Raw genomic sequence first — 23591 nt, 5'->3', positions numbered from 1 at the left:
ATAACCACCTCGCGGAGATAAAGGCCACCAATATATAAGAATTAATGGAGTACTGACAATGACTAAACTGTCATTTAAGCCGTGGGAAAGGGCTATTTCCGATGTTCGCCTCGTACCAAAACTGATCATGTTAATGGTCTTCAGCACTATTTTGATCATTTCGAAGCAACTATGGGACGCCAGTACGTTTTACGATTCACTGCTTGCTGCAACCAACAATACTCAAGTAGCACAACAGCATTATGAGGCTTACCTCGTGCAAGTTGCATGGCAAACTGCGTTAATGATCTCTGTGTTTGTGGTGCTTCTATTAGCAGCCGCTCGTGTGATGCTGCGTCAAACGCAATACTTGAACGATGCGATTAAAACCATGGCCGATAAAAACTTGTCGCAGCCGATTCAGATGGATTGTAAAGATGAATATGGCGATGTTGCTCGTGAATTAGAGAAAACGCGCGTGCAATTAAATACCATGATCAAAACGCAATTGGCCTCTTCCGATGAGCTATTTGGATTGACTGAGGTGATGGCTATTAGCATGTCGGAAACCAAAGAGTCCGCCCAAGAAGAGTTCAACGAGATCGATCAACTGGCGACGGCAATGAGTGAGATGACTTCTACAGTTCAAACCGTTGCTGAGCATGCCCAAAGTGCCTCATCACTGACCGAGTTAGCTTCAGGTCAAGCATTAACGGGGCAAAAATTTGTTCAGGGTTCGGTGTCTAAGATGAGTGAGTTGTCTTCCGATATCGCAGCCTCATCGGCTGCTGTCAACCAAGTGGAAGAGCGTGTTGACTCAATTGGCAGTGTGGTTGGCACTATTCAAGGTATCTCTGAGCAAACCAACCTACTGGCACTTAATGCTGCGATTGAAGCGGCACGTGCGGGTGAAGCAGGTCGTGGTTTTGCGGTTGTTGCGGATGAAGTTCGTAACCTTGCCCAGCGTACACAGCAAGCAACGGTAGAGATCCAAGATATGATCAGCCACCTACAAAGCAGCGCAAACTCAGCAGTGGAGCTGATGGAAAAAAGTGTTGTCGAAGCAGCCGAAGGTGTTGATCTGGTCACTAACGCTGGTTCTGAACTCGATGGCATCGTAAGCCAAGTCAACCAAATCAATGATATGAACTTCCAGATCGCGACGGCAGCAGGGCAGCAAAGCAGCGTGGCTGAAGAGATGAGTCTCAACCTAACCAATGTTCGTGAACTGGTTGAAGCGTCAGTGGTAGTAGTAAGTGAGTTACTGGAGACGTCTCAGATCATGCAGACTAACGCAGAAGAGCTCGACGGTGAGATTAAGCAGTTTAAGGTTTAACCTTAAGCTCAGCTCTTACCTCTACTCTAAGAGTTAGCTTCACTTAATCAGTTAGCCGATGAAAACGCCCACATTGTTGATGTGGGCGTTTTTTATTGGCGTAACTTTGGTATAACTTATCTTTAGTGATTAAAACTCGTCTGTTAAAGCTGTTCGACTCAAGAGCGGCTTCAACAGAAACGACTTACCTAAGAACTTAAGAGCTATTTAGCTAAGAGCTGTTTAGCCAAGAACTATTTAGCCGAGAGCTAAAGAACTATTTATCTAAGAACTCAAGCCATTTACCAAAGAACGGAACCGATTGTTCAGCGCACCACTTATACGTCGGCGTACTACTTATACAAGGAAGAAACATGCCATTGCCTTCTCAAATCGTCACTCATTCGCAGTCTGCTTTCGAACAGTTGTTAGAGCATCAAAGCGACGCCATCAGCACTTGGTCTGACCCTCTAATTGACGAGCTCAAGCGAGTATTAGCTTTAAGCAGTTTTATAGGTGACTGTTTACAGCGCGACACTTTGTTGTCAAAGACCTTACCTGAAATGTTGGCATGTGAAGAGCGTGCTGAAGGGTATCGTGAGCGACTCGCCACATTGCTTGCTGACTGTGCCGATGAAATGAGTGGTCAGCACGTACTGCGCCAATTTCGTAATCGAGAGATGACTTATATCGCTTGGCGTGACTTTATGGGGTCATGGCCGCTAGAGCAGAGCTTAAGTCATTTATCGATGTTGGCAGAGGCGATGATATTTGAGACCTACCAGTGGCAATATGATATTTGCTGTAAAGAGTGGGGCACACCTTGCAATCAGCAAGGCGAGGCGCAGCCTATGTTGATCATTGGTATGGGCAAACTCGGTGGCGGAGAGCTGAACTTCTCTTCCGATATCGATCTGATTTTTACCTATCCTGAAAATGGTGAAACGCAAGGCGCAAGGCGCAGTATCGCCAACGCGCAGTTTTTCACACGTTTAGGGCAGCGGATCATCAAGGCGCTGGATCAACAAACCTTTGATGGATTCTGTTATCGAGTCGACATGCGCCTGCGCCCATTCGGTGAGAGCGGTCCACTTGTGATGAGCTATGCCGCACTGGAAGACTACTACCAAGAGCAGGGGCGCGACTGGGAACGTTACGCGATGGTCAAAGCGCGAGTGATGGGCAGTGAGATGTACCCTGAATACCAAGAGCTTCGTCAGATGCTGCGCCCATTTGTGTTCCGTCGTTATATCGATTTTAGTGCGATCCAATCACTACGCCGTATGAAGTCAATGATCAGCAGCGAAGTGCGTCGTCGTGGTCTCTCGAACAACATCAAGCTTGGTTCTGGTGGTATTCGCGAAGTGGAATTTATCGCTCAAGTCTTCCAATTGATACGTGGTGGCCGTGAGCCGAGCTTGCGTGGTCGAGGGCTACTGGAAACCTTAGACGCTATCGAATCACTGCATTTGTTAGAAGGCGAAGAGGTCGGCCATTTGCGTGAGGCTTACCTGTTTTTGCGCCGCTTAGAAAATCTGCTGCAAGCGATGGCAGACAAGCAAACTCAGACGTTACCCGATGGTGAATTTGAACAGTTGCAACTTGCTATCGCGATGCAATTCTCGGATTGGGATAGTTTGAACGCAGCGACTCGTGTGCATATGGCGAATGTCCATACCGTGTTTGAAGACTTAATTGGAGTGGACGAAGAGGATGCGAACCCTATAGAAAGTCACTTTAGTGAGCTGTGGGATATGGCCCATAAACCGGATGTGATTGAGCATGTTTTACAGAATGATATTGCAGTGGCCAGTCCTCAGGAGGCGGTTAAAACGATCATTCAATTTAAGGCAGATTTGGCGAAGAAAACCTTAGGCCCACGTGGGCGAGAAGTGCTCAATCGCTTAATGCCTAAAGTCTTTCAAGCGCTATATACCAATAAAGATGCCGAGTTTGGTTTGTCCCGAGTGCTGCATCTCTTGCATAAAATAGTCACCCGTACCACTTATCTTGAGTTGTTGGATGAGCACCCTGCTGCGCTGACTCAGCTTGTGCGCCTATGTACCGCAAGCCCGATGATTTCGGAGCAGCTAGGTCGTTATCCAATTTTGTTGGATGAGTTGATTGATCCTCAGCAGCTCTATAACCCAGTCCCATTGGATTCTTACAAGACAGAGCTGCGTGATTACCTCGCTCGCATTCCTGAAGATGATATGGAGCAGCAGATGGAAGGCCTGCGTCAGTTTAAGCAGACCTGTATTTTGCGAATCGCCGCCGCTGATATTGCAGGCGTATTGCCCGTTATGGCGGTCAGTGATCACCTTACTTATTTGGCTGAGGCGATAGTTGAGGCTGGGGTTAGCCAAGCTTGGTTACAAGTTTCAGCCAAGTTCGGTGAGCCAACCCATATTAAAGATCGTGAAGGTCGCGGCTTTGCGGTGGTCGGCTATGGTAAGGTGGGCGGCTGGGAGCTTGGCTACAACTCCGATCTTGATATCGTGTTTATGCACGACTGCCCGGTACACATCTATACGGATGGAAAGAAAGAGATCGACGGACGCCAATTTTACCTAAGGTTGGCGCAGCGAATTATTCATATTTTCTCGACCAGAACCGCTTCTGGTATTTTGTATGAGGTCGACACCCGTCTCCGTCCTTCAGGAGCCTCTGGCTTATTGGTGAGCCCTACCGATGCCTTTGATGAGTATCAGCACAATGATGCGTGGACATGGGAGCACCAGGCTTTGACTCGCGCGCGTATGATCTACGGTGATGAGCCATTGGCTTCTGCGTTTAACAAAACTCGACATGAGGTGTTATCTCTTACGCGTGATGAGGCAACGCTCAAAAAATCAGTGGTCGATATGCGAGAAAAAATGCGTGATCATTTGGGAGGCAAAAAAGCCGATAGATTCATGCTTAAACAAGATGCGGGTGGGATTACCGATATTGAGTTTTTGGCGCAGTATTTAGTGCTTAGATACAGCCATGAGAAACCGAAACTCACCCGTTGGTGTGACAATGTCAGAATTTTTGAAAGCCTGCAGACACAAGGGATCATGGACGAGCAACAGGGAATAGCACTTATCCATGCTTATACAACGCTCCGCGATGAAATTCACCATCGTAATCTGCTTAATCTTGATGCCGATGTCGCGATAGATAAGTTTACCGACGAAAGAGCGCATGTGGTGCAAGCATGGCAGCAATGGATGGAAGCGCAGCCTGAGTAACGGCGTATGCTTTATTTGAGCCACTTTCGCTGCGCGGTCTATGGCTTATCGGTTGCTGACCGCAGTACCAGCCGTGATCGGCTTTTACTCATTTTTCTATGGTTTAGCCACTGTAATCAGTGTGCTAGACTCTAGCCAGATTCGATTTTTGGAGATTCACAATGAAACCAATTCTACCTGACTACAGTCAATCAGGTGTTCTTGTTGTCGGTGATGTCATGCTAGACCGTTACTGGCATGGCCCTGCAGGCCGTATTTCACCGGAAGCACCTGTACCTGTTGTAAAAGTAGAAAATAACGAAGAGCGTCCCGGTGGTGCGGCTAACGTAGCGATGAACATCGCTTCACTTGGTGGTCATGCTCATGTCGTTGGTTTAACAGGTAAAGATGAACCGGCTGAGGTGCTAAAAAACACCTTGGGTGCACTTAAAGTTAAGTGTGACTTCGTTGAATTGGAAGATTACCCAACGATCACCAAACTGCGAGTGATGAGTCGTGGTCAGCAGTTGATCCGCCTTGATTTTGAAGACAAATTTGAAAATACGGATCCACAACTGGTGCTGTCTCGTATGGAGCAAGCGCTGCCAAATGTGCGTTCAGTGATCCTATCTGATTATGCGAAAGGGGCTTTGGAGCATGTGCAAAGCTTTATTCAAAAAGCGCGTACTGCCAAGGTTCCAGTGTTTATTGATCCAAAAGGCGCAGACTTTGAACGTTACCGTGGTGCTACCTTGCTTACGCCAAACATGGCTGAGTTTGAATTGGTGGCTGGCAAGGTTAAATCTGAAGAAGAGATGATCGAAAAAGGGATCGCACTCATTGAAGAGTTTGATTTCGAAGCCTTGCTGGTGACACGCAGCGAACATGGGATGACGCTACTTCGTAAAGGCTTGGAACCATTCCACCTACCGACTCAAGCGAAAGAAGTGTACGACGTGACGGGGGCTGGTGATACGGTGATCTCGGTACTGGCTGCTTCGGTTGCTGCTGGCAAGCCATTGGATGAAGCGTGTGCGTTAGCCAATGCTGCTGCGGGTGTGGTGGTTGGCAAGCTTGGCACATCCACACTGTCTACGATTGAATTAGCGGAAGCGATTCACGGCAGTCAAGATACCGACTACGGCGTGATTTCTGAAGCGGCACTGGTTGAAGCGGTGAAGCGTGCGCGTGCGAAAGGCGAGAAGGTGGTCATGACCAATGGCTGCTTTGATATCTTGCACGCAGGGCACGTCTCTTACATGAATCACGCGGCTGAATTAGGCGATCGTTTGATCGTTGCGGTGAATACTGACGAATCCGTAAAACGCTTGAAAGGTCCGGGTCGTCCTGTGAACCCAACCGATCGTCGTATGGCGGTATTGGCTGGCTTAGGTGCAGTTGACTGGGTGGTTCCATTTTCTGAGGACACGCCACAGCGTTTGATCTCGGAAGTGCTGCCAAGCATTCTGGTCAAAGGTGGAGATTACAAGCCCGAAGAGATTGCAGGTGGTGAAGAAGTGATTGCTGCTGGTGGCGAAGTTAAAGTACTCAACTTTGAAGATGGTTGTTCGACGACGGAAATCATTAAAGCGATCAAAGGCGGCTGAGGCTAAGCCTTAGTGTCTGATTTCGTTTAGATAGACAATAAAAATGCCGCTCAATGAGCGGCATTTTTGTAACGGTAACCTTATAACCTTACTTGATTACTTGATATCAGTTGTTTGCTGACTTTAAACCAGCGTTTACGTCAACAATGTCTTGTTCGCTAAGAGTACCAACCGCTTGACGAAGCTGAAGTACACTTAGGATGTAATCGTAGCGAGCGTCAGACAGGTTTTTGTTGGCATCGTATAGACGACGTGTTGAATCAAGTACGTCAACGATAGTACGAGTACCTACATCAAAACCTGCTTCTGTTGCTTCTAGTGCAGATTGAGCTGATATCACCGATTGCTCGTAAGCGCGTAGAGCACCAATCGAAGCGCTGATGTTGTTGTTGAATGCACGTACGTCTTTTACCACGCTACGGTAAGTCGCTTCTAGGTCTTCACTTGCTGCAACATAGTTGTATTCAGCCTGCTTAGTCAAAGAAGTGGTGTTACCACCCGTGTATAGAGGCACCACTAAGTTTAAACCTAGGTTCAGGTTGTCAGAGTCGTAATCATTTATGCTGTTAGAGCTATTTGATTGTTCCGCAAGAGCATAGCTACCATCAAGTGTTAGGCTTGGTAGGTGACCAGAATGAGCGAGCGAGATGTTGTCTTTCGCAATGTCTTGAGAGATGCGTGATGCTAACAGGCTTAGGTTCTTTTGCTCTGCTTGCTCAACCAGTGCTGCGGCTGATTCTGAAGATTCGCTTGCTGAGAAACGATCAGTGTCTAGGATGCTTAGGTTAGAGTGTTCTTGACCTGTGATCTCACGTAGACCTTCGTAGTTATTGGTCAGTGTGTTCTCTGCTAAAACTTCGTCTGCTAGTACGGCATCATACTGAGCTTGTGCATCATGCACGTCAGTAATCGCTGAAAGACCAACTTCAAAGCGCTGTTTCGTTTGTTCTAGTTGACGAGCAACTGCGGCTTTTTCGGCACGAACAAACTCTAGGTTGTCTTGAGCTCGAAGTACTTCAAAGTAAGCGCTCGCAACACGAAGAATCAGAGCTTGTTGCTGGGCTGCGTAAGCGGAATCTGATTGACGGGCTGTTTTCTCTGCCGTATCTAACGTAATCCAAGAAGAACGTTGATAAAGTTCTTGCGTAAATCCAAGAGCCGCTCCCCAAACGTTACTGTTAAATCTATCATCGGAACGGTCACCACGGTTGATGTCGTAGCTTGCTGTCAAATTGATTTGCGGTAACAAAGAGCTACGGCTTGACGTCACTGCTTCAAAAGCGGCATCGCGCTGTGCTGCAGAACGAAGCAGTTGCGGATCGTTCTGTTTTGCTTGGTCGTAAATTTCAGCTAGCGTATCAGCGAACGCTGATGTGCTCAGGCTACCAATTGCTGCACTGATAAATAGTGGAAGCAGTTTTTTCATTTTCCTATTCCTGCCTTTGATGGAATTTTTCTTACAAGAGTTTAACTCAATTTGATGGTAATTTACTCGAAAATTTGCACTTTTTTACATTTAACTGTCCATGTGGGCAATATTTTTTTGTTGAAACTTAACTTTAATTGTAAGTTTTGTATAAAAAGTTGAATCTTATGCTTGGTAGTTAACTCGGACAATGAGTAAACTATAGAAATCACTCAGTGAGGTGCCTAATGCAACAGTATGAAAATCAACGCCATGAGTTTACTCAGCAAGATCTGGAAATCGTCTCCAAAGAGACGCTGTTCCATGGCTTTTTCAAAATGGTGAAATACACATTTAAACATAGACTCTTTGAGGGCGGCTGGAGCCAACCGATAGAGCGTGAGATGTTTGAGCGTGGTCATGCTGCTGCTCTGTTGCCTTATGATCCTGTTCGTGACGAAGTCGTGATCGTCGAGCAGATCCGTGTTGGTGCCCTAGAGCATGACAATCCATGGCAATATGAAATTGTGGCTGGGATTATCGATACCGATCAATCATCGGAGGAGGTCGCTCGTCGTGAGGCGATGGAAGAAGCCGGAGTTGAAGTCGGCTCTGTGTTGCCTATTACTTCGTATTATCCTTCATCTGGCGGTTGCTCTGAAAGGCTCGATGTTTTTGTTGGCTGTGTTGATGCAAGTACCGCACAAGGTGTACATGGTTTAGATTACGAAGGGGAAGATATTCGCGTGCATGTGATGAGCCGTGAAAAGGCTTATCAGCGAGTCAAAGAGGGTGCGTTTGAAAATGGCGCCACGATCATTGCACTGCAGTGGCTACAATTAAACTACCAAGAATTACAGTCAGAGTGGATAGATTAAGGTTATGCCAAATATCGCGGTCAAAAAACCGTATCATGTTGATCTTGCTGAATTGATGCGAGTTTATGAGACGAATTATGCCAAGCTGAATGCTTTGTTACCGGTTGGGCATCAGGTTGGTGACGTTCGTTGTTACCAAGCCGTTAATATGGTGTATCAGCTGACAGTGAATGAGGTCACAAAATACACCACATTATTAGATATATGTCAGAGTGATGAGATGCCAGTATTCCCTTTGCCAAAAATGTCTGTCAGGCTGTATCACGATGCTAGAGTTGCAGAAGTATGCGGGAGTGGGGACTTTTCACGAGTCAAAGCGAAGTATGACTACCCCAACAGCAAACTGCTGCAAAAGGATGAGAAATTTCAGTTGAATAAATTTCTTGGAGAATGGTTAACGTTTTGTTTGAAAACGGGTATCAGCCGAACACCAATGACTTTTTAATTGAAGCTATTTTAAGAACACGTTTAAAGTCTAAACAGTAACGTATCTGGATTTGTTATTTTGGAATTATCACACACTTCAAAATTTGATGAGAGCAGTATCAAGCTTGTACAGCTAACGGATACGCATTTATTTGCCCCGAGTGATGGCTGCTTATTAAGCATTAACACCCAAGATAGCTTTCGTGCTGTAGTCGATGGTATTGTTAGTCAAGGCTTTGAGTACCAAGCAATTTTAGCGACTGGCGATATCTCGCAAGATCACAGTGCTGAGTCGTACCAAAAATTTGAATCAGGGCTCCTTCCTTTGGAAAGGCCATGCTATTGGCTGCCTGGAAATCATGATTTCAAACCCAATATGGGTAGTGTTTTACCATCGCCACAAATTCAATGTGTCGATCATGTGCTGTTAGGCGATAACTGGCAGATGATCATGTTGGATTCACAGGTGGTTGGTGTACCTCACGGGCGGTTAAGCGATCAGCAGCTTGATTTGTTAGATCAAAAACTGACTGAATTCCCACAGCGAAATACCTTAGTGCTGCTGCATCACCATCCGTTATTGGTTGGCAGTGCGTGGCTGGATCAGCATAACTTGAAAGACGCTGAGCAATTTTGGGATGTGGTTCAGCAACATGACAATGTTAAAGCGATACTGTGTGGGCATGTTCATCAAGACATGAATCGAGAGCATCATGGTGTCCAAGTGATGGCAACCCCGTCGACTTGTGTGCAGTTTAAACCTAACTCGGATGATTTTGCGGTTGATACCTTGTCTCCGGGGTGGAGAGAAATTGAATTGCATCAAGATGGTACGCTAAGCACCCAAGTTCGCCGTTTGCCTCATGGTCAGTTCCTGCCTGATTTTAAGGCTGCTGGTTACTAATGAAGGTGGTTATTGATGCCAGGCTCTAATCAGCAAGCGACTAAGCCACCGCTGCTTCTCTATATTCACGGATTTAACAGCTCATCACGTTCTCATAAAGCGAATGTGATGGCAGATTACTGTGCGGAGCATCGCGCTGATATTAAAGTTGTAACTCCTCAACTGCCGAGTTTCCCTCAGCAAGCGGCACTTCATTTGCAGAAGCTGGTGGAGCAATACAAAGGGCAATATCAAATAGCGTTGGTCGGTAGCTCGCTGGGTGGCTATCTTTCAACATGGCTGAATAGTCACTATGGTTTTAAGGCTGTTGTCGTCAACCCTGCGGTCAAGCCTTATGAGTTACTGGCTGATTATTTAGGTGAGCAAGTTAATCCTTACACCAATGAGCGCTATGTATTGGAAGCAAAACATATCGATGAGCTGAAGGCATTAGAGGTTCCGATTATCGCTAAACCAAGTGACTTCTGGTTACTTCAGCAAACAGAAGATGAAGTTCTGGATTACCGACAAGCGGTAGATAAATACCAAGGGGCAACGCAAACAGTTGAAGAGGGCGGAGATCATAGTTTTGTTGATTTTGAACGCTACCCACAACAAATCATCGCCTTTCTGAACCTTTAATCTGTTTCACGATACTGATTAATCTTCTCTTGTTTGCCTGATATTTCATCTATCAATGGTGAAATATCATAGTTTGATGTCTTAGTTTTTGAACTCGCTTGACATCATTACCCAGCTTCCAGACTATATTCCCCAATACTTCGTCCGTTCGCTCTACTATGACGGTTCATAGTAACGATGCTGCTTTAGTGAAACTAAGGCCAGCGAATAGACGCAAACTTTTTGAGTAAACTCCGTATTATGACTGAACAATATAATGCAAAAGACCTTGAGGTGCTTGAAGGTCTCGATCCCGTACGACATCGTCCGGGAATGTATACCGAGACAGAAAGACCTAACCACCTTGCCCAAGAAGTCATTGATAACTCGGTCGATGAAGCACTAGCGGGACACGCTAAAAAGATCAAAGTGATACTTCACGCAGACCAATCGCTAGAAGTTACCGATGACGGCCGTGGTATGCCTGTCGATATCCACCCTGAAAAAGGGATCTCAGGTGTTGAGCTTATTTTAACTAAGCTCCACTCAGGCGGTAAATTCTCAAACAACAACTATAAGTTCTCTGGTGGTTTGCACGGTGTCGGTATCTCGGTGGTCAATGCGCTGTCAAAACGCGTTGAAGTAACCGTTCGCCGTGAAGGTCAAGTTCACGAGATCGCACTAGAAAATGGTAAAGCGGTCACTGAACTGACGGTTACTGGCACTTGTGGTCATCGTAACAGTGGTACATCAGTACACTTCTGGCCTGATCCTAAATACTTCGATAGCTCTAAGTTTTCAACGCTTCGCTTGATCAACAATCTACGCGCAAAAGCGGTACTTTGCCCGGGATTAGAAATAACCTTCAGCGACAAAGTAAACAATGAAGAACACAAATGGTTCTATGAAGATGGTCTAAAAGATTACCTTGCTGAAGGCGTAAAAGGTTACACCCTGTTGCCTGAAGAGCCTTATGTTGGTGAATTCGTTGCTGAAACGGAAATGGCGAACTGGGCGATCATCTGGCAGCCAGAAGGCGGCGATATGATCACCGAGAGTTACGTGAACTTAGTACCGACCAAGCAAGGTGGTACCCACGTAAACGGGCTTCGCCAAGGTCTGTTGGATGCCATGCGTGAGTTCTGTGAATTCCGTAATCTTCTTCCCCGTGGCGTTAAGCTAACGGGTGATGATATCTTCGACCGCTGTTCATACGTATTATCAGTGAAGATGCAAGATCCGCAGTTTGCAGGTCAAACAAAAGAGCGTCTCTCTTCTCGCCAAACGGCAGCATTTGTTTCAGGTGTAGTTAAAGATGCCTTTAGCTTGTGGTTGAATGAAAAGCCACAGTTGGCAGAGCAACTAGCAGAAGCTTGTATTGCCAATGCTCATCGTCGTATGCGTGCAAGCAAGAAGGTTGTGCGTAAGAAAGTCGCTTCGGGTCCGGCGCTACCGGGTAAGTTAACCGACTGTTCAGTACAAGATTTAAACCGTACCGAAATCTTCTTCGTGGAAGGGGACTCGGCGGGCGGCTCTGCCAAACAAGCGCGCGATCGTGAGTTCCAAGCGGTGATGCCACTGCGCGGTAAGATCCTAAATACATGGGAAGTGTCAGCAGACCAAGTATTGGCGTCGCAAGAAGTGCACGACATTTCGGTGGCTTTAGGGATTGATCCAGACAACGACGATTTATCAGGCCTGCGTTACGGTAAAATCTGTATCCTTGCCGATGCGGACTCGGATGGACTGCACATCGCAACACTATTGTGTGCCCTGTTTACCCGCCACTTCAGCGCACTGGTTGAAGCTGGCCATATCTATGTTGCCATGCCCCCACTGTATCGTATCGACTGTGGTAAAGAGGTGTTCTACGCCTTGGATGACGATGAAAAAGATGGTGTGCTCGAGCGTTTGTCTAAGAAGAAAGCTAAGATCAACGTGCAACGATTCAAAGGTCTGGGTGAAATGAACCCGCTTCAGTTGCGTGAAACCACCATGGATCCAAACACGCGTCGCCTTGTTCAGTTAACGATTGACGACAATGAAGCGACAATCGAGATGATGGACATGTTGCTCGGTAAGAAACGTGCAGATGATCGCCGTGCATGGCTACAGACTAACGGTGATATGGCCGAGGTATAATGAATGTCTAACGAAATTACATTTGATGGCGTTGAACAGTTGCCGATGCGCAAGTTCACCGAAGATGCCTACTTAAACTATTCAATGTACGTGATCATGGATCGTGCATTGCCGTATATCGGTGATGGCTTGAAGCCAGTACAACGTCGTATTATTTATGCGATGTCTGAGCTTGGATTATCGGCATCATCGAAATACAAAAAATCAGCCCGTACCGTGGGTGACGTTCTTGGTAAGTATCACCCACACGGTGACTCTGCTTGTTACGAAGCGATGGTACTGATGGCCCAGCCGTTCTCTTACCGCTACCCACTGGTCGATGGTCAGGGCAACTGGGGTGCGCCAGATGATCCGAAATCATTTGCTGCAATGCGTTATACCGAAGCGAAACTGTCTAAGTTTGCTGAAGTTCTGCTGGGTGAATTAGGCCAAGGCACGGTTGAATGGCAACCAAACTTTGATGGCACCATGAAAGAGCCACAAATGCTGCCAGCACGTCTGCCTCATATCCTACTGAACGGTATCACGGGTATCGCGGTAGGTATGGCAACCGACATTCCACCACACAACGTGCGTGAGATTGCGGACGCAACTATTAAGTTGATCGATAGCCCTAAATCTGAGCTATCGGACATAATGGAAAGTGTACAAGGTCCTGACTATCCAACAGAAGCTGAGATCATCTCTCCTAAATCGGATATCGAAAAGATCTACAAAACAGGTCGTGGCAGCATCAAGATGCGCGCGGTTTGGCATAAAGAAGGCTCTGATATTGTTATCACAGCTCTGCCTCACCAAGTGTCAGGCGCTAAGTTGCTTGAGCAAATTGCTAACCAGATGCGAGCTAAGAAGCTACCAATGGTTGACGATCTGCGTGACGAGTCGGATCACGAGAACCCAACGCGTATCGTAGTGGTTCCTCGTTCGAATCGTATCGATTGTGATCAGCTGATGAGTCACCTATTTGCTTCGACGGATCTAGAGAAGAACTTCCGTGTTAACTTGAACATGATTGGCTTAGACAATCGTCCTCAAGTTAAAGGTCTGGTTCAAATCCTTAAAGAGTGGATTGAATTCCGCCGTACAACGGTTCGCCGTCGTCTGCAATACCGTCTAGATAAAGTGTTGGCTCGCCTGCACATCTTAGAAGGCTTGCTGGTGGCTTATCTTAATATTGATGAAGTGATTGAGATCATTCGTACAGAAGATGAGCCTTCTCCTGTGCTGATGAGCCGATTCAATATTAGCGAAACACAAGCCAACGCCATCTTAGATATTAAACTTCGTAATTTAGCGAAGTTAGAAGAGTTTAAGATTCGTGCAGAGCAAGAAGAGCTTGAAGCAGAGCGCGACAAGCTTGAAAAATTGCTAGGTTCAGAGCGTCGTTTAAATACGTTAATCAAAAAAGAAATCCAAGCTGATGCTGAGAAATACGGTGATGATCGCCGATCTCCACTTGTGGTACGTGCTGAAGCAAAAGCGCTGACAGAGCGTGATTTAGTGCCTAGTGAACCAATCACGGTGGTGCTGTCTGAGAAAGGTTGGATTCGTCATGCCAAAGGGCATGAAGTGGATGCTGAGGGCTTGAACTACAAATCGGGTGATAAGTTTTTAGCGAGCACTAAGGGTAAAAGCAACCAACAAGCGGTGTTCCTCGGCAGTGATGGTCGAAGTTACTCTCTTGAATCACACTCACTACCGTCAGCGAGAAGCCAAGGTGAGCCGATTACCGGTCGTTTGAACATTAGTGCTGGTAGCTCAATTCGCCAAGTAGTGATGGGGGAAGATGAGCAGCTATGGTTGGTTGGTTCTGATGCTGGCTATGGCTTTGTTTGTAAGGGCAGCGATCTGTTGTCGAAGAATAAGAGTGGTAAAGCGCTGGTTAACTTGCCACAAGCTTCTGAAGTGATGATGCCAAGTCCGATCGCGGACTTAGAGAGCAACCAGATCCTGGCGATTACTAACCAAGGTCGTATGCTGTTGTTCCCAATTAAAGATTTACCTCAGCTGAGTAAAGGTAAGGGGAACAAGATCATCAACATTCCTTCTGCCAAGGCCAAAGAGCGTGAAGAGTTTGTATCACATCTGATGGCGATCCCAGAGAATGCAACGCTGACTATCTATGCTGGTAAGCGTAAACTGGGTTTGAAACCGGCAGACCTTGAAAACTTCCGTGGTGAACGTGGTCGTCGTGGTGGTTTACTGCCGAGAGGATTACAACGAGTGACTCGCATCGATATCGAAGACCCAAATGAATGATAAAGATGTCTGTTCTTGTGATTAGATAAAAGAAAACCCAGCTTGAATGCTGGGTTTTTTGTATCTGTGTTCTGTTGTATGCGTGCTTTGGTCGTTTAAATATCGGCTCTACAAGCGAGTATCTTCGGCAATGCTGACCTTGAGGGTTTCGTTTTTACCTTGGCGCAAGATGCCGACATCAATGACAGTACCCGGTCGTAAGTCGGTAACGATGTCCATCACGCTTTGACGACCATTTATCTGAGTATCATTGATGCTGATAATGATGTCTTGTACTTCAAATCCTGCATCAGCGGCTGGGCCATTCGGGTCGATGCCTAATACCACAATGCCACCGATGTTCTTATTGCCAAGCAAGCGTGATGTCACCGAATTAATATCTTGCCCATCAATACCGATATAACCACGAATCACGCGGCCATCGGCGATGATCTTCTCCATGATTTTATTGGCAAGTGGATACGGAATGGCAAATGAAATTCCGTAGGTTTCCATATCCGTTGCTTGCTGGAAAGAAGCGGTATTGATACCGACCAGTTCACCTTGGGAATTCACCAATGCGCCACCTGAATTACCTTCATTGATTGCCGCATCGGTTTGGATAAAGGCTTGATGTCCATCGGCACTGATCGAAGATCGTCCCGTTGCTGAGATAATACCTAAGGTTGTGGTTTGACCTAGGTTGTACGGGTTACCGATAGCCAGTACCACATCGCCGACATTTGCTTTGTAGCTCGGATTGAGCGGGATCACTGGCAGATTGTCACCACTGACTCTGAGTACCGCGATATCAGTGCGCTGGTCTGAGCCGACAAGTTGCGCGGCGGCGACTCGTCCATCTTGAAGTGCCACGACAATTTGATCGGCCTGAGCCACTACGTGGAAATTGGTAATGATATAACCTTTTTCGCTGACAATGACCCCTGAACCCAAACCTTGGGTCAGAAGCTTATTGCGATCGTTTTCTGCATATTTACGGCTATAAATATTGACTACCGCTGGCGCAGCGCGGCGTACGGCTTGATTAAATGAGATCTGAAGAGAGCCAATATTATCGACCTTAGGATTGCTGGCGCTTGAGACAATCGCTGGCCTTAAGCTCGGAAAGGCGAGCAAGATTAGCGCTGCTGAAATGAGTCCAAGGGAAATAGAACGAAATAGAAAGGACAGCATGTTTCCCTCTTCAACATATAAGGTATGAATTATCCATCAATGGATGACCGATTGACTTGATTACTAGGGCGTGTTGGTCTTTTGTGGTTAAATTTCGTTCGAGATAAAAGCGTTTTAATCGCGGCGAGGGTGAAGTAGCCTAGTCACTCTAAGCAAATCTCCCTCAACAAAGAGTAAAAAGCTTTTAGCCGACCCCTTAGAGCAGCGTTTGCTGGTCATTTCTACTACGTTATCGGCTTCTCATGTAGGCTAGCTACACATAGACACCTCTGCCTTGTAAAAATACCCAGCAACTCGCTGCAAAAATCAGCTCGAAAGATCAACACGCCCTAGTGAAGCATAGCATTTTGATTCATCTAAAGAAAAGGGAGGGTGAATAAGTTTACAGCAAACTTACTCAGCCTCCCTATGGGTACATGGGGGAATAACTATCGGATCACAAGATAGATCGTTCTGTCACCTCGTTGGATATTCAATGCTAATACACCAGGTTGCTTTTCAAGAATTTCTCTAAACTGTGCAATGTTCTTAATCGGCTGGCGGTTTACCCCGATGATGATGTCATCTTTGAGAAGTTGATAGGCTTCTGCGGGAGATCCTTGAGCCACACTTAATACCTTCACCCCGGTCACCGCATCGCTTTCATTGGTGTTGGTCAGCTCTGCACCGGTCAGCCCTTCATGGAGCTTTTCAGCTTGTGTCTTATTGTTTATTGATTCGCCAAGGGTTACATCAAAGGTTTTGCTCTTTCCATCACGCACTACGCCGAGCTCTATTTGCTTTCCTGCCCCAAGGGTTGCGACTTTCGCCCTTAGCTCACTGAAGGTATCAATTCGCTTACCATTGATAGAGACAATGATATCACCGGCTTGTAAGCCTGCTTTATCTGCTGCACTGTCGGGGACAATTTGACTAACAAAAGCGCCTTTACTGGATTCATAGCCGAGAGCTTCGGCTAACTCTGAGGTGATTTCTCCGCCTTGAACACCAAGCATGCCACGTTTTACTTCACCGAAATCGAGGATCTGCTCTGTGAGATTTTTCATCATATTGGATGGGATGGCAAAGCCGATACCAACATTGCCTCCGTTAGGACCAAGAATCGCGGTATTGATACCAATCAGCTCGCCGTTTAGGTTCACTAACGCACCGCCGGAGTTACCACTGTTAATGGCAGCATCGGTTTGAATGAAGTTTTCGAAGTTTTCTAGGTTGAGGCCGCTACGACCTAATGCTGAAACGATACCGGAAGTCACGGTTTGTCCAAGGCCAAATGGGTTGCCTATTGCAACGCTAAAATCGCCGACTCTTAATTTGTCTGAGTCCGCGAACTTAATTTGGGTGAGCTTCTTGGCTTCTTCTAGCTTGAGCAGCGCAATGTCTGACATTTGATCGCCGCCAATCAACTCAGCGTCGTACTCTCGACCATCATGCAGTTTCACTTTGATATCGTCGGCACCATCAATGACATGGTAATTGGTGACAATATGTCCTTTTTGAGCATCAATGATCACACCAGAGCCAAGCCCTCTAAATGGACGTTCTCGCGTTTGCTCTGGTCCGAAAAAGAATTGGAATTGTTCCGGGATTTGCTGACGTTGTACCTGTTTACCTTTGACAGCGATACTCACCACGGCCGGGGTGACTTGCTCAAGCATAGGGGCGAGGCTGGGTAGCGGTTCATTACCAACACTGACTGGCAGTGCCGCTGTTGCTTGAATGGGGGTGATGATTGAACTTAAGCTTAAGGTCAGTACCGATAAAGCAAGCAAAGGTTTTTTCATCATAAACTCCTCTCTAGTTAAGGTATTACTCTCTCAAATTTGGTATGAAAATGAGAGTTTTCAAGTGACCTGAGTGATAGTTATGACTCAAAAACCTTTGCAAAGTTCACAGAAATGTTAAATGTTATGATGCTTTTGCGGTCACAACATCAGGTGCATCGATGATTTCTTTCTTATGCTCTGTAAATAAACCGGTTGCCCCATTAGCGTAGTCTTTAGGTTGCTCATCAAGCGTTTCCTCTTTAGCTGAAGGTTTGTCTTGTGGTTTATCTGAGTGGGCAGCGGCTGTTTTAACAAATGGATTGTCTTGCTCTGGCAGATTAGGAATCAGCTCTGAGCTTGTTTTTTCCATATGTTGATACAGCTTTGTGTAGTCCTTACCTAAGGTATCCAACATTTCTGCTGATTTTGCAAAGTGATCAGCGAGCTCTTGTCGCTGCTGCTCGAGAGCATATTTCGCGCTCTCTAACTCTTTCTGTACGTTCTTTTGTTTTTTGTACTCAGGTGTCATGAGACGAGAAATAGCGACCCCTAAAATAACTCCAACTAGTAAACCACCAACGGCATACATCCAAGGCATAACAGCTCCTTATTATTGTTTTTTAACATGTTTGTTACTGCTTAGTTACAGATAATACCGCTCCATGGTACTATGAGAGAGCCGCAGTATAAAGAGAAATGCGTGTGCGCTAATTAGCATTTTGGTGCTGCTTTATTCGCCAGTTGACGTTATTTGTTGTGCTGTTAGGGCTTATTTTTCTTCGCTGCCTGATATCGCTTTCATTGTGGAACTGTCGTCATGAACCCCGTCAAAAAATACGAACAAGATATAAAAGAACATGGATTTCAAAGAGATCCCGCACAAGAGCAAGCCGTTAAATCTTTAGATGAACTCTTTTATCAGTTCCAAGATTATATGAATACTCCGGTTCCTCAACTGACTCGCTTCCAGAAATTACTCGGCAAAAAGCCAGAGATACCAGAGCCTCCCAAAGGACTCTATTTTTGGGGAGGCGTTGGGCGTGGTAAAACGTACCTTATGGATACATTTTATGATGCCTTGCCTACCACCCAAAAAATGCGCGTCCACTTTCACCGCTTTATGTATCGAGTTCATGATGAGTTGAAGGCATTAGGTCATGTTAGCGATCCGCTTCCTTTAGTCGCAGACAAGTTGCAGCAAGAAGCGGATATTATCTGCTTTGATGAATTCTTTGTTTCAGACATCACCGATGCGATGATCTTGGGTACCTTGTTTCAAGAGCTGTTCGCCCGAAACGTTATCTTAGTGGCGACTTCTAATATTCCGCCAGCAGATCTGTATCGCAATGGCTTGCAACGTGCGCGTTTCCTACCGGCGATTCAGCTTATTCAAGACAATTGCCATATCCTGAATGTCGATAGTGGTGTGGATTATCGCTTACGTACTTTAGAGCAGGCTGAGATCTATCACTATCCGTTAGATAGCCAAGCCAATGTCAACCTTGAGAAGTATTACACGCAGTTGGTGGGGGAAGATAAAGAGAAACTCAAGCAGATTGAGGTTAATCACCGCCAATTAGAGGTTATAGAAGCGAGCGATGGAGTATTGCATGGCACTTTCGCTCAACTTTGTCAGTCGGCTCGTAGTCAAAATGATTACATTGAGCTATCTCGGCTTTATCACACTGTGCTTTTAGCCGATGTTCTGCAAATGGACGCGACCTCAGATGACGCAGCAAGACGCTTTATTGCCTTAGTTGATGAGTTCTATGAGCGTAATGTGAAATTGATTATATCGGCAGAAGTTGAGCTAGAAAGTTTATACACCCAGGGCCAACTGGAGTTTGAATTCAAGCGCTGTCAGTCACGCTTAATTGAAATGCAGAGCCATGAATATTTAGCAAAAGAGCACTTAAGTTAGTCTGGATTATCTCGATTCAGAAGCAGAATTAAAAAAATCGTGATTTTATTCAAAAAGAGGTGATTTTTTCTTCGCTCTTCTCTATAATCCTGCGACCTACCGTTACTGCGGGCCTCTAGCGATGAGTAAAATCACGTTATGCCAAGAGTTTTCCAACACTCGAAGGGGTGATGAATGGTAACTCTTAGACAGTGGGAATACATCAGTATTCCTTAAGTGTAAATTTTTTAAATAGGTAATTATTAGCATGAAAACTTTCGTTGCTAAACCAGAAACTGTAAAACGCGACTGGTACGTTGTAGACGCTGAAGGCAAAACTCTTGGCCGTCTAGCAAGTGAAATCGCTTCTCGCCTACGCGGCAAGCACAAAGCAGAATACACTCCTCACGTAGACACTGGTGATTACATCATCGTTGTTAACGCTGAGAAAGTTGCTGTAACTGGTAACAAAGCTAAGGGTAAGGTTTACTACCGTCACTCTGAGTTCCCAGGTGGTCTTAAAACTATCACTTTTGAAAAGCTAATTGCTAAGAAACCAGAAATGGTTCTAGAACTAGCAGTTAAAGGTATGCTTCCACGTGGTCCTCTAGGCCGCGCGATGTACCGTAAGCTTAAAGTGTACGCTGGTACTGAGCACAACCATGTTGCTCAACAGCCACAAGTACTAGACATCTAAGGGGATTATGAAAATGGCAGAGAATCAATACTACGGCACTGGTCGTCGCAAAAGCTCAGCAGCTCGTGTTTTCATCAAACCAGGCTCTGGTGAGATCGTAATCAACAAGCGTAGCCTTGATGTTTACTTCGGTCGTCCAACTTCTCGTATGGTTGTTAAGCAACCTCTTGAGCTAGTTGAACTAACTGAAAAACTTGACCTTTACATCACTGTTTCTGGTGGTGGTATTTCTGGTCAAGCTGGCGCAATCCGCCACGGTATCACTCGCGCTCTTATGGAGTACGATGAAACTCTACGTCCTGCTCTACGTGCAGCTGGCTACGTTACTCGTGACGCTCGTTGCGTTGAACGTAAGAAAGTTGGTCTACGTAAAGCACGTCGTAAACCTCAATTCTCTAAGCGTTAATTTTTCTTTACGAAAAGTACACGCTCCCAGTTTTATTACTGGAATTGTGGTTCAAAGCTCGGCTATATGCCGGGCTTTTTGTTTTATACCCCCTCTAAACACTTTCCCTCCCTCGTTTTATTTCCAAATTCTTATATTTTGAAAGCTTTTGTAACCCAGTGTGCGCTTTGCCTCATGATTGTTACAAAAAAGTAGCTTTATCTTGTCAAAAAGTAGGGTTTTATTTATCATTTGCCGTCAATAAATACAACTAGATACATATTTTGTTAGCCATGCTCTTTAATCGGAATAATGTCAATCCACAGGGAACAAATGGGAGAATGTTTGGATGAGCAACGCGCCTTTAAATAACGGTCGCAGGCGTTTCTTAACCGCAACAACAGCCGTTGTTGGTGGTTTAGGAGCAGCCGCTGTAGCCGTGCCTTTTATAAAATCATGGAACCCGAGTGCCAAGGCGAAAGCTGCGGGTGCGCCGGTGGAAGTGGAAGTCAGTAAGTTAGAGCCAGGACAAATGGTTCGTGTCGAGTGGCAAGGTAAACCTGTCTGGGTTGTGCGTCGAGCAGAATCGGTACTTGAGAACCTTAAGTCAATCGGTGGTCAACTTCGTGATCCTCAATCTGAAGCTGAGCAACAACCTGAATATGCACAGAATGAATTCCGTTCAATTAAACCGGAGTTCTTTGTCGCTGTAGGTTTCTGTACGCACTTAGGGTGTTCTCCAACTTACCTACCAGATTCTTTTGCAGAACAAGTTCAGGGTGTTAAGTCCGGTTTCTTCTGTCCTTGTCATGGTTCAAAGTTTGATATGGCGGGTCGAGTGTTCCAAGGCGTACCAGCACCATTGAACCTTGTTGTGCCAAAACATATGTATTTAAGTGACACTAAGATCCTGATCGGTATTGACGAGGGAGATGCATAATGCAAGGACTACTAGATTGGGTAGAGAAACGTATACCCGCGATGAATGCTTATAAAAAGCACTTGTCGGAATACCCAATGCCTAAGAACTTCAACTTTTGGTATCTTTTTGGTTCTTTGGCAATGTTGGTGCTGGTTAACCAAATTCTTACCGGTATTTGGCTAACGATGAACTATGTACCGTCGGGTGAAGGCGCATTTGCTTCTGTTGAATACATCATGCGTGATGTGGAATACGGTTGGCTACTGCGTTATATGCACTCCACGGGAGCGTCAGCATTTTTTGTTGTTATCTACCTGCATATGTTCCGTGGCCTGATCTACGGTTCTTATCAAAAGCCTCGTGAGTTGCTTTGGATCTTCGGTATGTTGATCTTCTTAGTGCTTATGGCTGAAGCCTTCATGGGTTACCTACTACCATGGGGACAAATGTCTTACTGGGGTGCTCAAGTCATCATTTCTCTGTTTGGTGCCATTCCCTTTATTGGTGATGACCTCACACTTTGGATTCGTGGTGACTACATCATCTCTGGTGCTACGCTAAACCGTTTCTTTGCACTGCATGTTATCGCTCTACCAATCGTCCTGTTGTTGCTTATTGTACTTCACGTACTTGCGCTGCACGAAGTGGGCTCGAATAACCCAGACGGTATCGAGACTAAGCTCCCTAAAGGCACAATGGGCGACGACTACAAAACTCAGTTCCCATTCCACAAGGATTACACTAAGAAATACGACATCATTGACTCTATTCCTTTCCACCCATATGGAACGGTGAAAGATATGGTTGGTGTGGCTGGTTTCCTATTCTTGTTCTGTTATGTGCTGTTTTTTAACCCTGAGATGGGTGGTTATTTCCTTGAGCCGCCTAACTTTGAAGCTGCAAACCCACTGAAAACGCCTGAGCATATTGCTCCAGTTTGGTACTTCACGCCATTCTACGCAATCCTGCGTGCGGTTCCTGACAAGCTGGTCGGTGTTGTCGCAATGGGTGCATCGATTGTGGTGCTATTCCTACTGCCATGGTTCGACCGCTGTAAAGTGCGCTCTTATCGTTACCGTAGCAAGCTGCATTTGATTAACATCATCCAATTCACAATAAGCTTTATTGCATTGGGTATACTGGGTGCGCTTCCTGCAACACCAACGTATACGCTACTGGCTCAAATCTTTAGCTTAGGTTATTTCATGTTCTTCGTTCTGCTGTGGTTCTACAGTAAAAATGAAGCGACGAAACCATTACCAGAAAGGGTGACATTCAAATGAAAAAGTGGATTGTAATTTTATTTGCTATGTTGCCGTCACTGGCTATGGCAGCGGGGGCAAACGTACCATTAGACAAAGCGAACAATGACTTAACTGATAAAGCTTCATTGCAAAATGGCGCTAAGATGTTCATGAACTACTGTTTCGCTTGTCACTCAACTCAGTACCAGCGCTATGAACGTGTTGCGAATGATTTAGAGATCCCAGTTGATCTGATGAAGGAAAATCTGATTTTCGACCCTCAAGCGAAAATCGGCGACCTGATGGTTAACGCGATGCCTTCTGAGCAAGCGGCAAGTTGGTTCGGCGCTCCACCACCAGATCTAACATTGGTTGCTCGTGTTCGTGGTGCCGATTGGCTATATACGTACCTTCGTACTTTTTATGAAGATCCGTCTCGTCCATTTGGCGTGAATAACATCGTTTTCCCAAGCGTTGGTATGCCGCACGTTCTTGAAGAGCTGCAAGGTATCCCTACACCAATCTACGATACTCATATGGTTGATGGCGAGGAAGTGACGGTTGTTGTTGGCACTGAAACGGATGGTTCTGGCGAATTAAGTGCAGGTGAATACGACGAAGCGGTTCGTGATCTTGTGAACTTCTTGGTTTACTCGGGTGATCCTGTACAACTAGAGCGTCATGCGATGGGTTGGTGGGTAATGGCCTTCTTGGTTATCTTCACTATCATCGTGATTTTGCTTAAGAAAGAGTATTGGCGTGATGTGCACTGATTGT

19 protein-coding genes are annotated in these 23591 nt (G+C 45.8%); 15 read left to right on the top strand and 4 right to left on the bottom strand.

Annotated features, from left to right (window positions below):
- Positions 1-58 precede the first annotated feature (58 nt).
- From Q1A70_RS00440 to hldE, 3 genes are all read left to right on the top strand, one after another.
- Positions 59-1315 carry a methyl-accepting chemotaxis protein gene (locus Q1A70_RS00440; protein WP_299685279.1) on the top strand — a complete coding sequence of 419 codons (1257 nt, stop codon included), beginning with the start codon at positions 59-61 and terminating at the stop codon, positions 1313-1315.
- A 353-nt stretch (positions 1316-1668) separates the two neighbouring features.
- Entirely contained in the window at positions 1669-4527 is a 2859-nt protein-coding gene (glnE, locus tag Q1A70_RS00435; RefSeq protein ID WP_299685281.1) for a bifunctional [glutamate--ammonia ligase]-adenylyl-L-tyrosine phosphorylase/[glutamate--ammonia-ligase] adenylyltransferase, read from the top strand.
- A 161-nt stretch (positions 4528-4688) separates the two neighbouring features.
- Entirely contained in the window at positions 4689-6113 is a 1425-nt protein-coding gene (gene hldE / locus Q1A70_RS00430; protein WP_299685283.1) for a bifunctional D-glycero-beta-D-manno-heptose-7-phosphate kinase/D-glycero-beta-D-manno-heptose 1-phosphate adenylyltransferase HldE, read from the top strand.
- 106 nt (positions 6114-6219) lie between these two features.
- On the opposite strand, the gene tolC is transcribed toward hldE, so the two are convergent.
- Positions 6220-7539 (bottom strand): outer membrane channel protein TolC, encoded by a 1320-nt coding sequence (gene tolC / locus Q1A70_RS00425; protein WP_299685285.1) that lies wholly within the window; start codon positions 7537-7539, stop codon positions 6220-6222.
- A 227-nt stretch (positions 7540-7766) separates the two neighbouring features.
- Between tolC and nudF the strand changes: the two genes are divergently transcribed.
- From nudF to parC, 6 genes are all read left to right on the top strand, one after another.
- Positions 7767-8396, top strand: a complete 630-nt coding sequence (nudF, locus tag Q1A70_RS00420) for an ADP-ribose diphosphatase (protein WP_299685287.1) — start codon at positions 7767-7769, stop codon at positions 8394-8396.
- Positions 8397-8400: 4 nt separating this feature from the next.
- The gene (locus tag Q1A70_RS00415) at positions 8401-8841 is read left to right on the top strand and encodes a DUF1249 family protein (RefSeq protein WP_299685289.1); all 441 of its coding nucleotides are present in this window, start codon (positions 8401-8403) and stop codon (positions 8839-8841) included.
- A 60-nt stretch (positions 8842-8901) separates the two neighbouring features.
- Positions 8902-9726: a 3',5'-cyclic-AMP phosphodiesterase gene (gene cpdA, locus Q1A70_RS00410; protein WP_299685291.1), complete on the top strand. Its 825-nt coding sequence runs from the start codon at positions 8902-8904 to the stop codon at positions 9724-9726.
- 15 nt (positions 9727-9741) lie between these two features.
- Complete coding sequence (gene yqiA, locus Q1A70_RS00405) at positions 9742-10347, top strand: esterase YqiA (protein ID WP_299685293.1); 606 nt, start codon at positions 9742-9744, stop codon at positions 10345-10347.
- A gap of 240 nt (positions 10348-10587) precedes the next feature.
- Positions 10588-12468, top strand: a complete 1881-nt coding sequence (gene parE, locus Q1A70_RS00400) for a DNA topoisomerase IV subunit B (protein WP_299685295.1) — start codon at positions 10588-10590, stop codon at positions 12466-12468.
- 3 nt (positions 12469-12471) lie between these two features.
- Complete coding sequence (gene parC, locus Q1A70_RS00395) at positions 12472-14727, top strand: DNA topoisomerase IV subunit A (RefSeq protein ID WP_299685297.1); 2256 nt, start codon at positions 12472-12474, stop codon at positions 14725-14727.
- Positions 14728-14835: 108 nt separating this feature from the next.
- Here the strand turns inward: parC and degS are convergent, their stop codons facing one another.
- The 3 genes from degS to zapG all read right to left on the bottom strand — a co-directional run bounded on the left by degS (position 14836) and on the right by zapG (position 18264).
- The gene (gene degS, locus Q1A70_RS00390; RefSeq protein ID WP_299685300.1) at positions 14836-15900 is read right to left on the bottom strand and encodes an outer membrane-stress sensor serine endopeptidase DegS; all 1065 of its coding nucleotides are present in this window, start codon (positions 15898-15900) and stop codon (positions 14836-14838) included.
- A gap of 428 nt (positions 15901-16328) precedes the next feature.
- Positions 16329-17684 carry a DegQ family serine endoprotease gene (locus tag Q1A70_RS00385; protein ID WP_299685502.1) on the bottom strand — a complete coding sequence of 452 codons (1356 nt, stop codon included), beginning with the start codon at positions 17682-17684 and terminating at the stop codon, positions 16329-16331.
- 124 nt (positions 17685-17808) lie between these two features.
- Entirely contained in the window at positions 17809-18264 is a 456-nt protein-coding gene (gene zapG, locus Q1A70_RS00380) for a Z-ring associated protein ZapG (protein WP_299685303.1), read from the bottom strand.
- Between the two features lie 219 nt (positions 18265-18483).
- On the opposite strand from zapG, the gene zapE reads away from it, so the two are divergent.
- The 6 genes from zapE (at position 18484) to Q1A70_RS00350 (ending at position 23587) form a co-directional block, all read left to right on the top strand.
- A complete protein-coding gene (gene zapE / locus Q1A70_RS00375) occupies positions 18484-19587 on the top strand; it encodes a cell division protein ZapE (protein ID WP_299685306.1) in 1104 nt (367 codons plus the stop codon).
- Between the two features lie 247 nt (positions 19588-19834).
- Positions 19835-20263 (top strand): 50S ribosomal protein L13, encoded by a 429-nt coding sequence (gene rplM / locus Q1A70_RS00370; RefSeq protein WP_010434689.1) that lies wholly within the window; start codon positions 19835-19837, stop codon positions 20261-20263.
- A gap of 13 nt (positions 20264-20276) precedes the next feature.
- Complete coding sequence (rpsI, locus tag Q1A70_RS00365; RefSeq protein ID WP_004740758.1) at positions 20277-20669, top strand: 30S ribosomal protein S9; 393 nt, start codon at positions 20277-20279, stop codon at positions 20667-20669.
- Positions 20670-20997: 328 nt separating this feature from the next.
- Complete coding sequence (gene petA, locus Q1A70_RS00360) at positions 20998-21588, top strand: ubiquinol-cytochrome c reductase iron-sulfur subunit (protein ID WP_004740757.1); 591 nt, start codon at positions 20998-21000, stop codon at positions 21586-21588.
- Entirely contained in the window at positions 21588-22853 is a 1266-nt protein-coding gene (locus Q1A70_RS00355; RefSeq protein ID WP_299685311.1) for a cytochrome bc complex cytochrome b subunit, read from the top strand. Before petA ends, Q1A70_RS00355 begins: the two co-directional genes overlap by 1 nt.
- Positions 22850-23587, top strand: a complete 738-nt coding sequence (locus tag Q1A70_RS00350; RefSeq protein WP_299685314.1) for a cytochrome c1 — start codon at positions 22850-22852, stop codon at positions 23585-23587. The genes Q1A70_RS00355 and Q1A70_RS00350 overlap by 4 nt, the downstream gene beginning before the upstream one ends.
- Positions 23588-23591 lie beyond the last annotated feature (4 nt).

This window comes from uncultured Vibrio sp. (assembly GCF_947488985.1).
GTDB lineage: Bacteria > Pseudomonadota > Gammaproteobacteria > Enterobacterales > Vibrionaceae > Vibrio.
Note: the sequence above shows the minus strand (reverse complement) of the source record. Positions and strands in the feature narration are given on the sequence as shown.

What these genes read in the sequence shown, in the direction of transcription:
- degS (WP_299685300.1), bottom strand. Translation starts at nt 15,900, where the DNA reads ATGCTGTCCTTTCTATTTCGTTCTATTTCCCTTGGACTCATTTCAGCA.
- glnE (WP_299685281.1), top strand. Translation starts at nt 1,669, where the DNA reads ATGCCATTGCCTTCTCAAATCGTCACTCATTCGCAGTCTGCTTTCGAA.
- parC (WP_299685297.1), top strand. Translation starts at nt 12,472, where the DNA reads ATGTCTAACGAAATTACATTTGATGGCGTTGAACAGTTGCCGATGCGC.
- yqiA (WP_299685293.1), top strand. Translation starts at nt 9,742, where the DNA reads ATGCCAGGCTCTAATCAGCAAGCGACTAAGCCACCGCTGCTTCTCTAT.
- Q1A70_RS00385 (WP_299685502.1), bottom strand. Translation starts at nt 17,684, where the DNA reads ATGAAAAAACCTTTGCTTGCTTTATCGGTACTGACCTTAAGCTTAAGT.
- hldE (WP_299685283.1), top strand. Translation starts at nt 4,689, where the DNA reads ATGAAACCAATTCTACCTGACTACAGTCAATCAGGTGTTCTTGTTGTC.
- Q1A70_RS00355 (WP_299685311.1), top strand. Translation starts at nt 21,588, where the DNA reads ATGCAAGGACTACTAGATTGGGTAGAGAAACGTATACCCGCGATGAAT.
- zapG (WP_299685303.1), bottom strand. Translation starts at nt 18,264, where the DNA reads ATGCCTTGGATGTATGCCGTTGGTGGTTTACTAGTTGGAGTTATTTTA.
- tolC (WP_299685285.1), bottom strand. Translation starts at nt 7,539, where the DNA reads ATGAAAAAACTGCTTCCACTATTTATCAGTGCAGCAATTGGTAGCCTG.
- petA (WP_004740757.1), top strand. Translation starts at nt 20,998, where the DNA reads ATGAGCAACGCGCCTTTAAATAACGGTCGCAGGCGTTTCTTAACCGCA.
- parE (WP_299685295.1), top strand. Translation starts at nt 10,588, where the DNA reads ATGACTGAACAATATAATGCAAAAGACCTTGAGGTGCTTGAAGGTCTC.
- Q1A70_RS00440 (WP_299685279.1), top strand. Translation starts at nt 59, where the DNA reads ATGACTAAACTGTCATTTAAGCCGTGGGAAAGGGCTATTTCCGATGTT.
- Q1A70_RS00415 (WP_299685289.1), top strand. Translation starts at nt 8,401, where the DNA reads ATGCCAAATATCGCGGTCAAAAAACCGTATCATGTTGATCTTGCTGAA.
- rplM (WP_010434689.1), top strand. Translation starts at nt 19,835, where the DNA reads ATGAAAACTTTCGTTGCTAAACCAGAAACTGTAAAACGCGACTGGTAC.
- rpsI (WP_004740758.1), top strand. Translation starts at nt 20,277, where the DNA reads ATGGCAGAGAATCAATACTACGGCACTGGTCGTCGCAAAAGCTCAGCA.
- zapE (WP_299685306.1), top strand. Translation starts at nt 18,484, where the DNA reads ATGAACCCCGTCAAAAAATACGAACAAGATATAAAAGAACATGGATTT.
- Q1A70_RS00350 (WP_299685314.1), top strand. Translation starts at nt 22,850, where the DNA reads ATGAAAAAGTGGATTGTAATTTTATTTGCTATGTTGCCGTCACTGGCT.
- nudF (WP_299685287.1), top strand. Translation starts at nt 7,767, where the DNA reads ATGCAACAGTATGAAAATCAACGCCATGAGTTTACTCAGCAAGATCTG.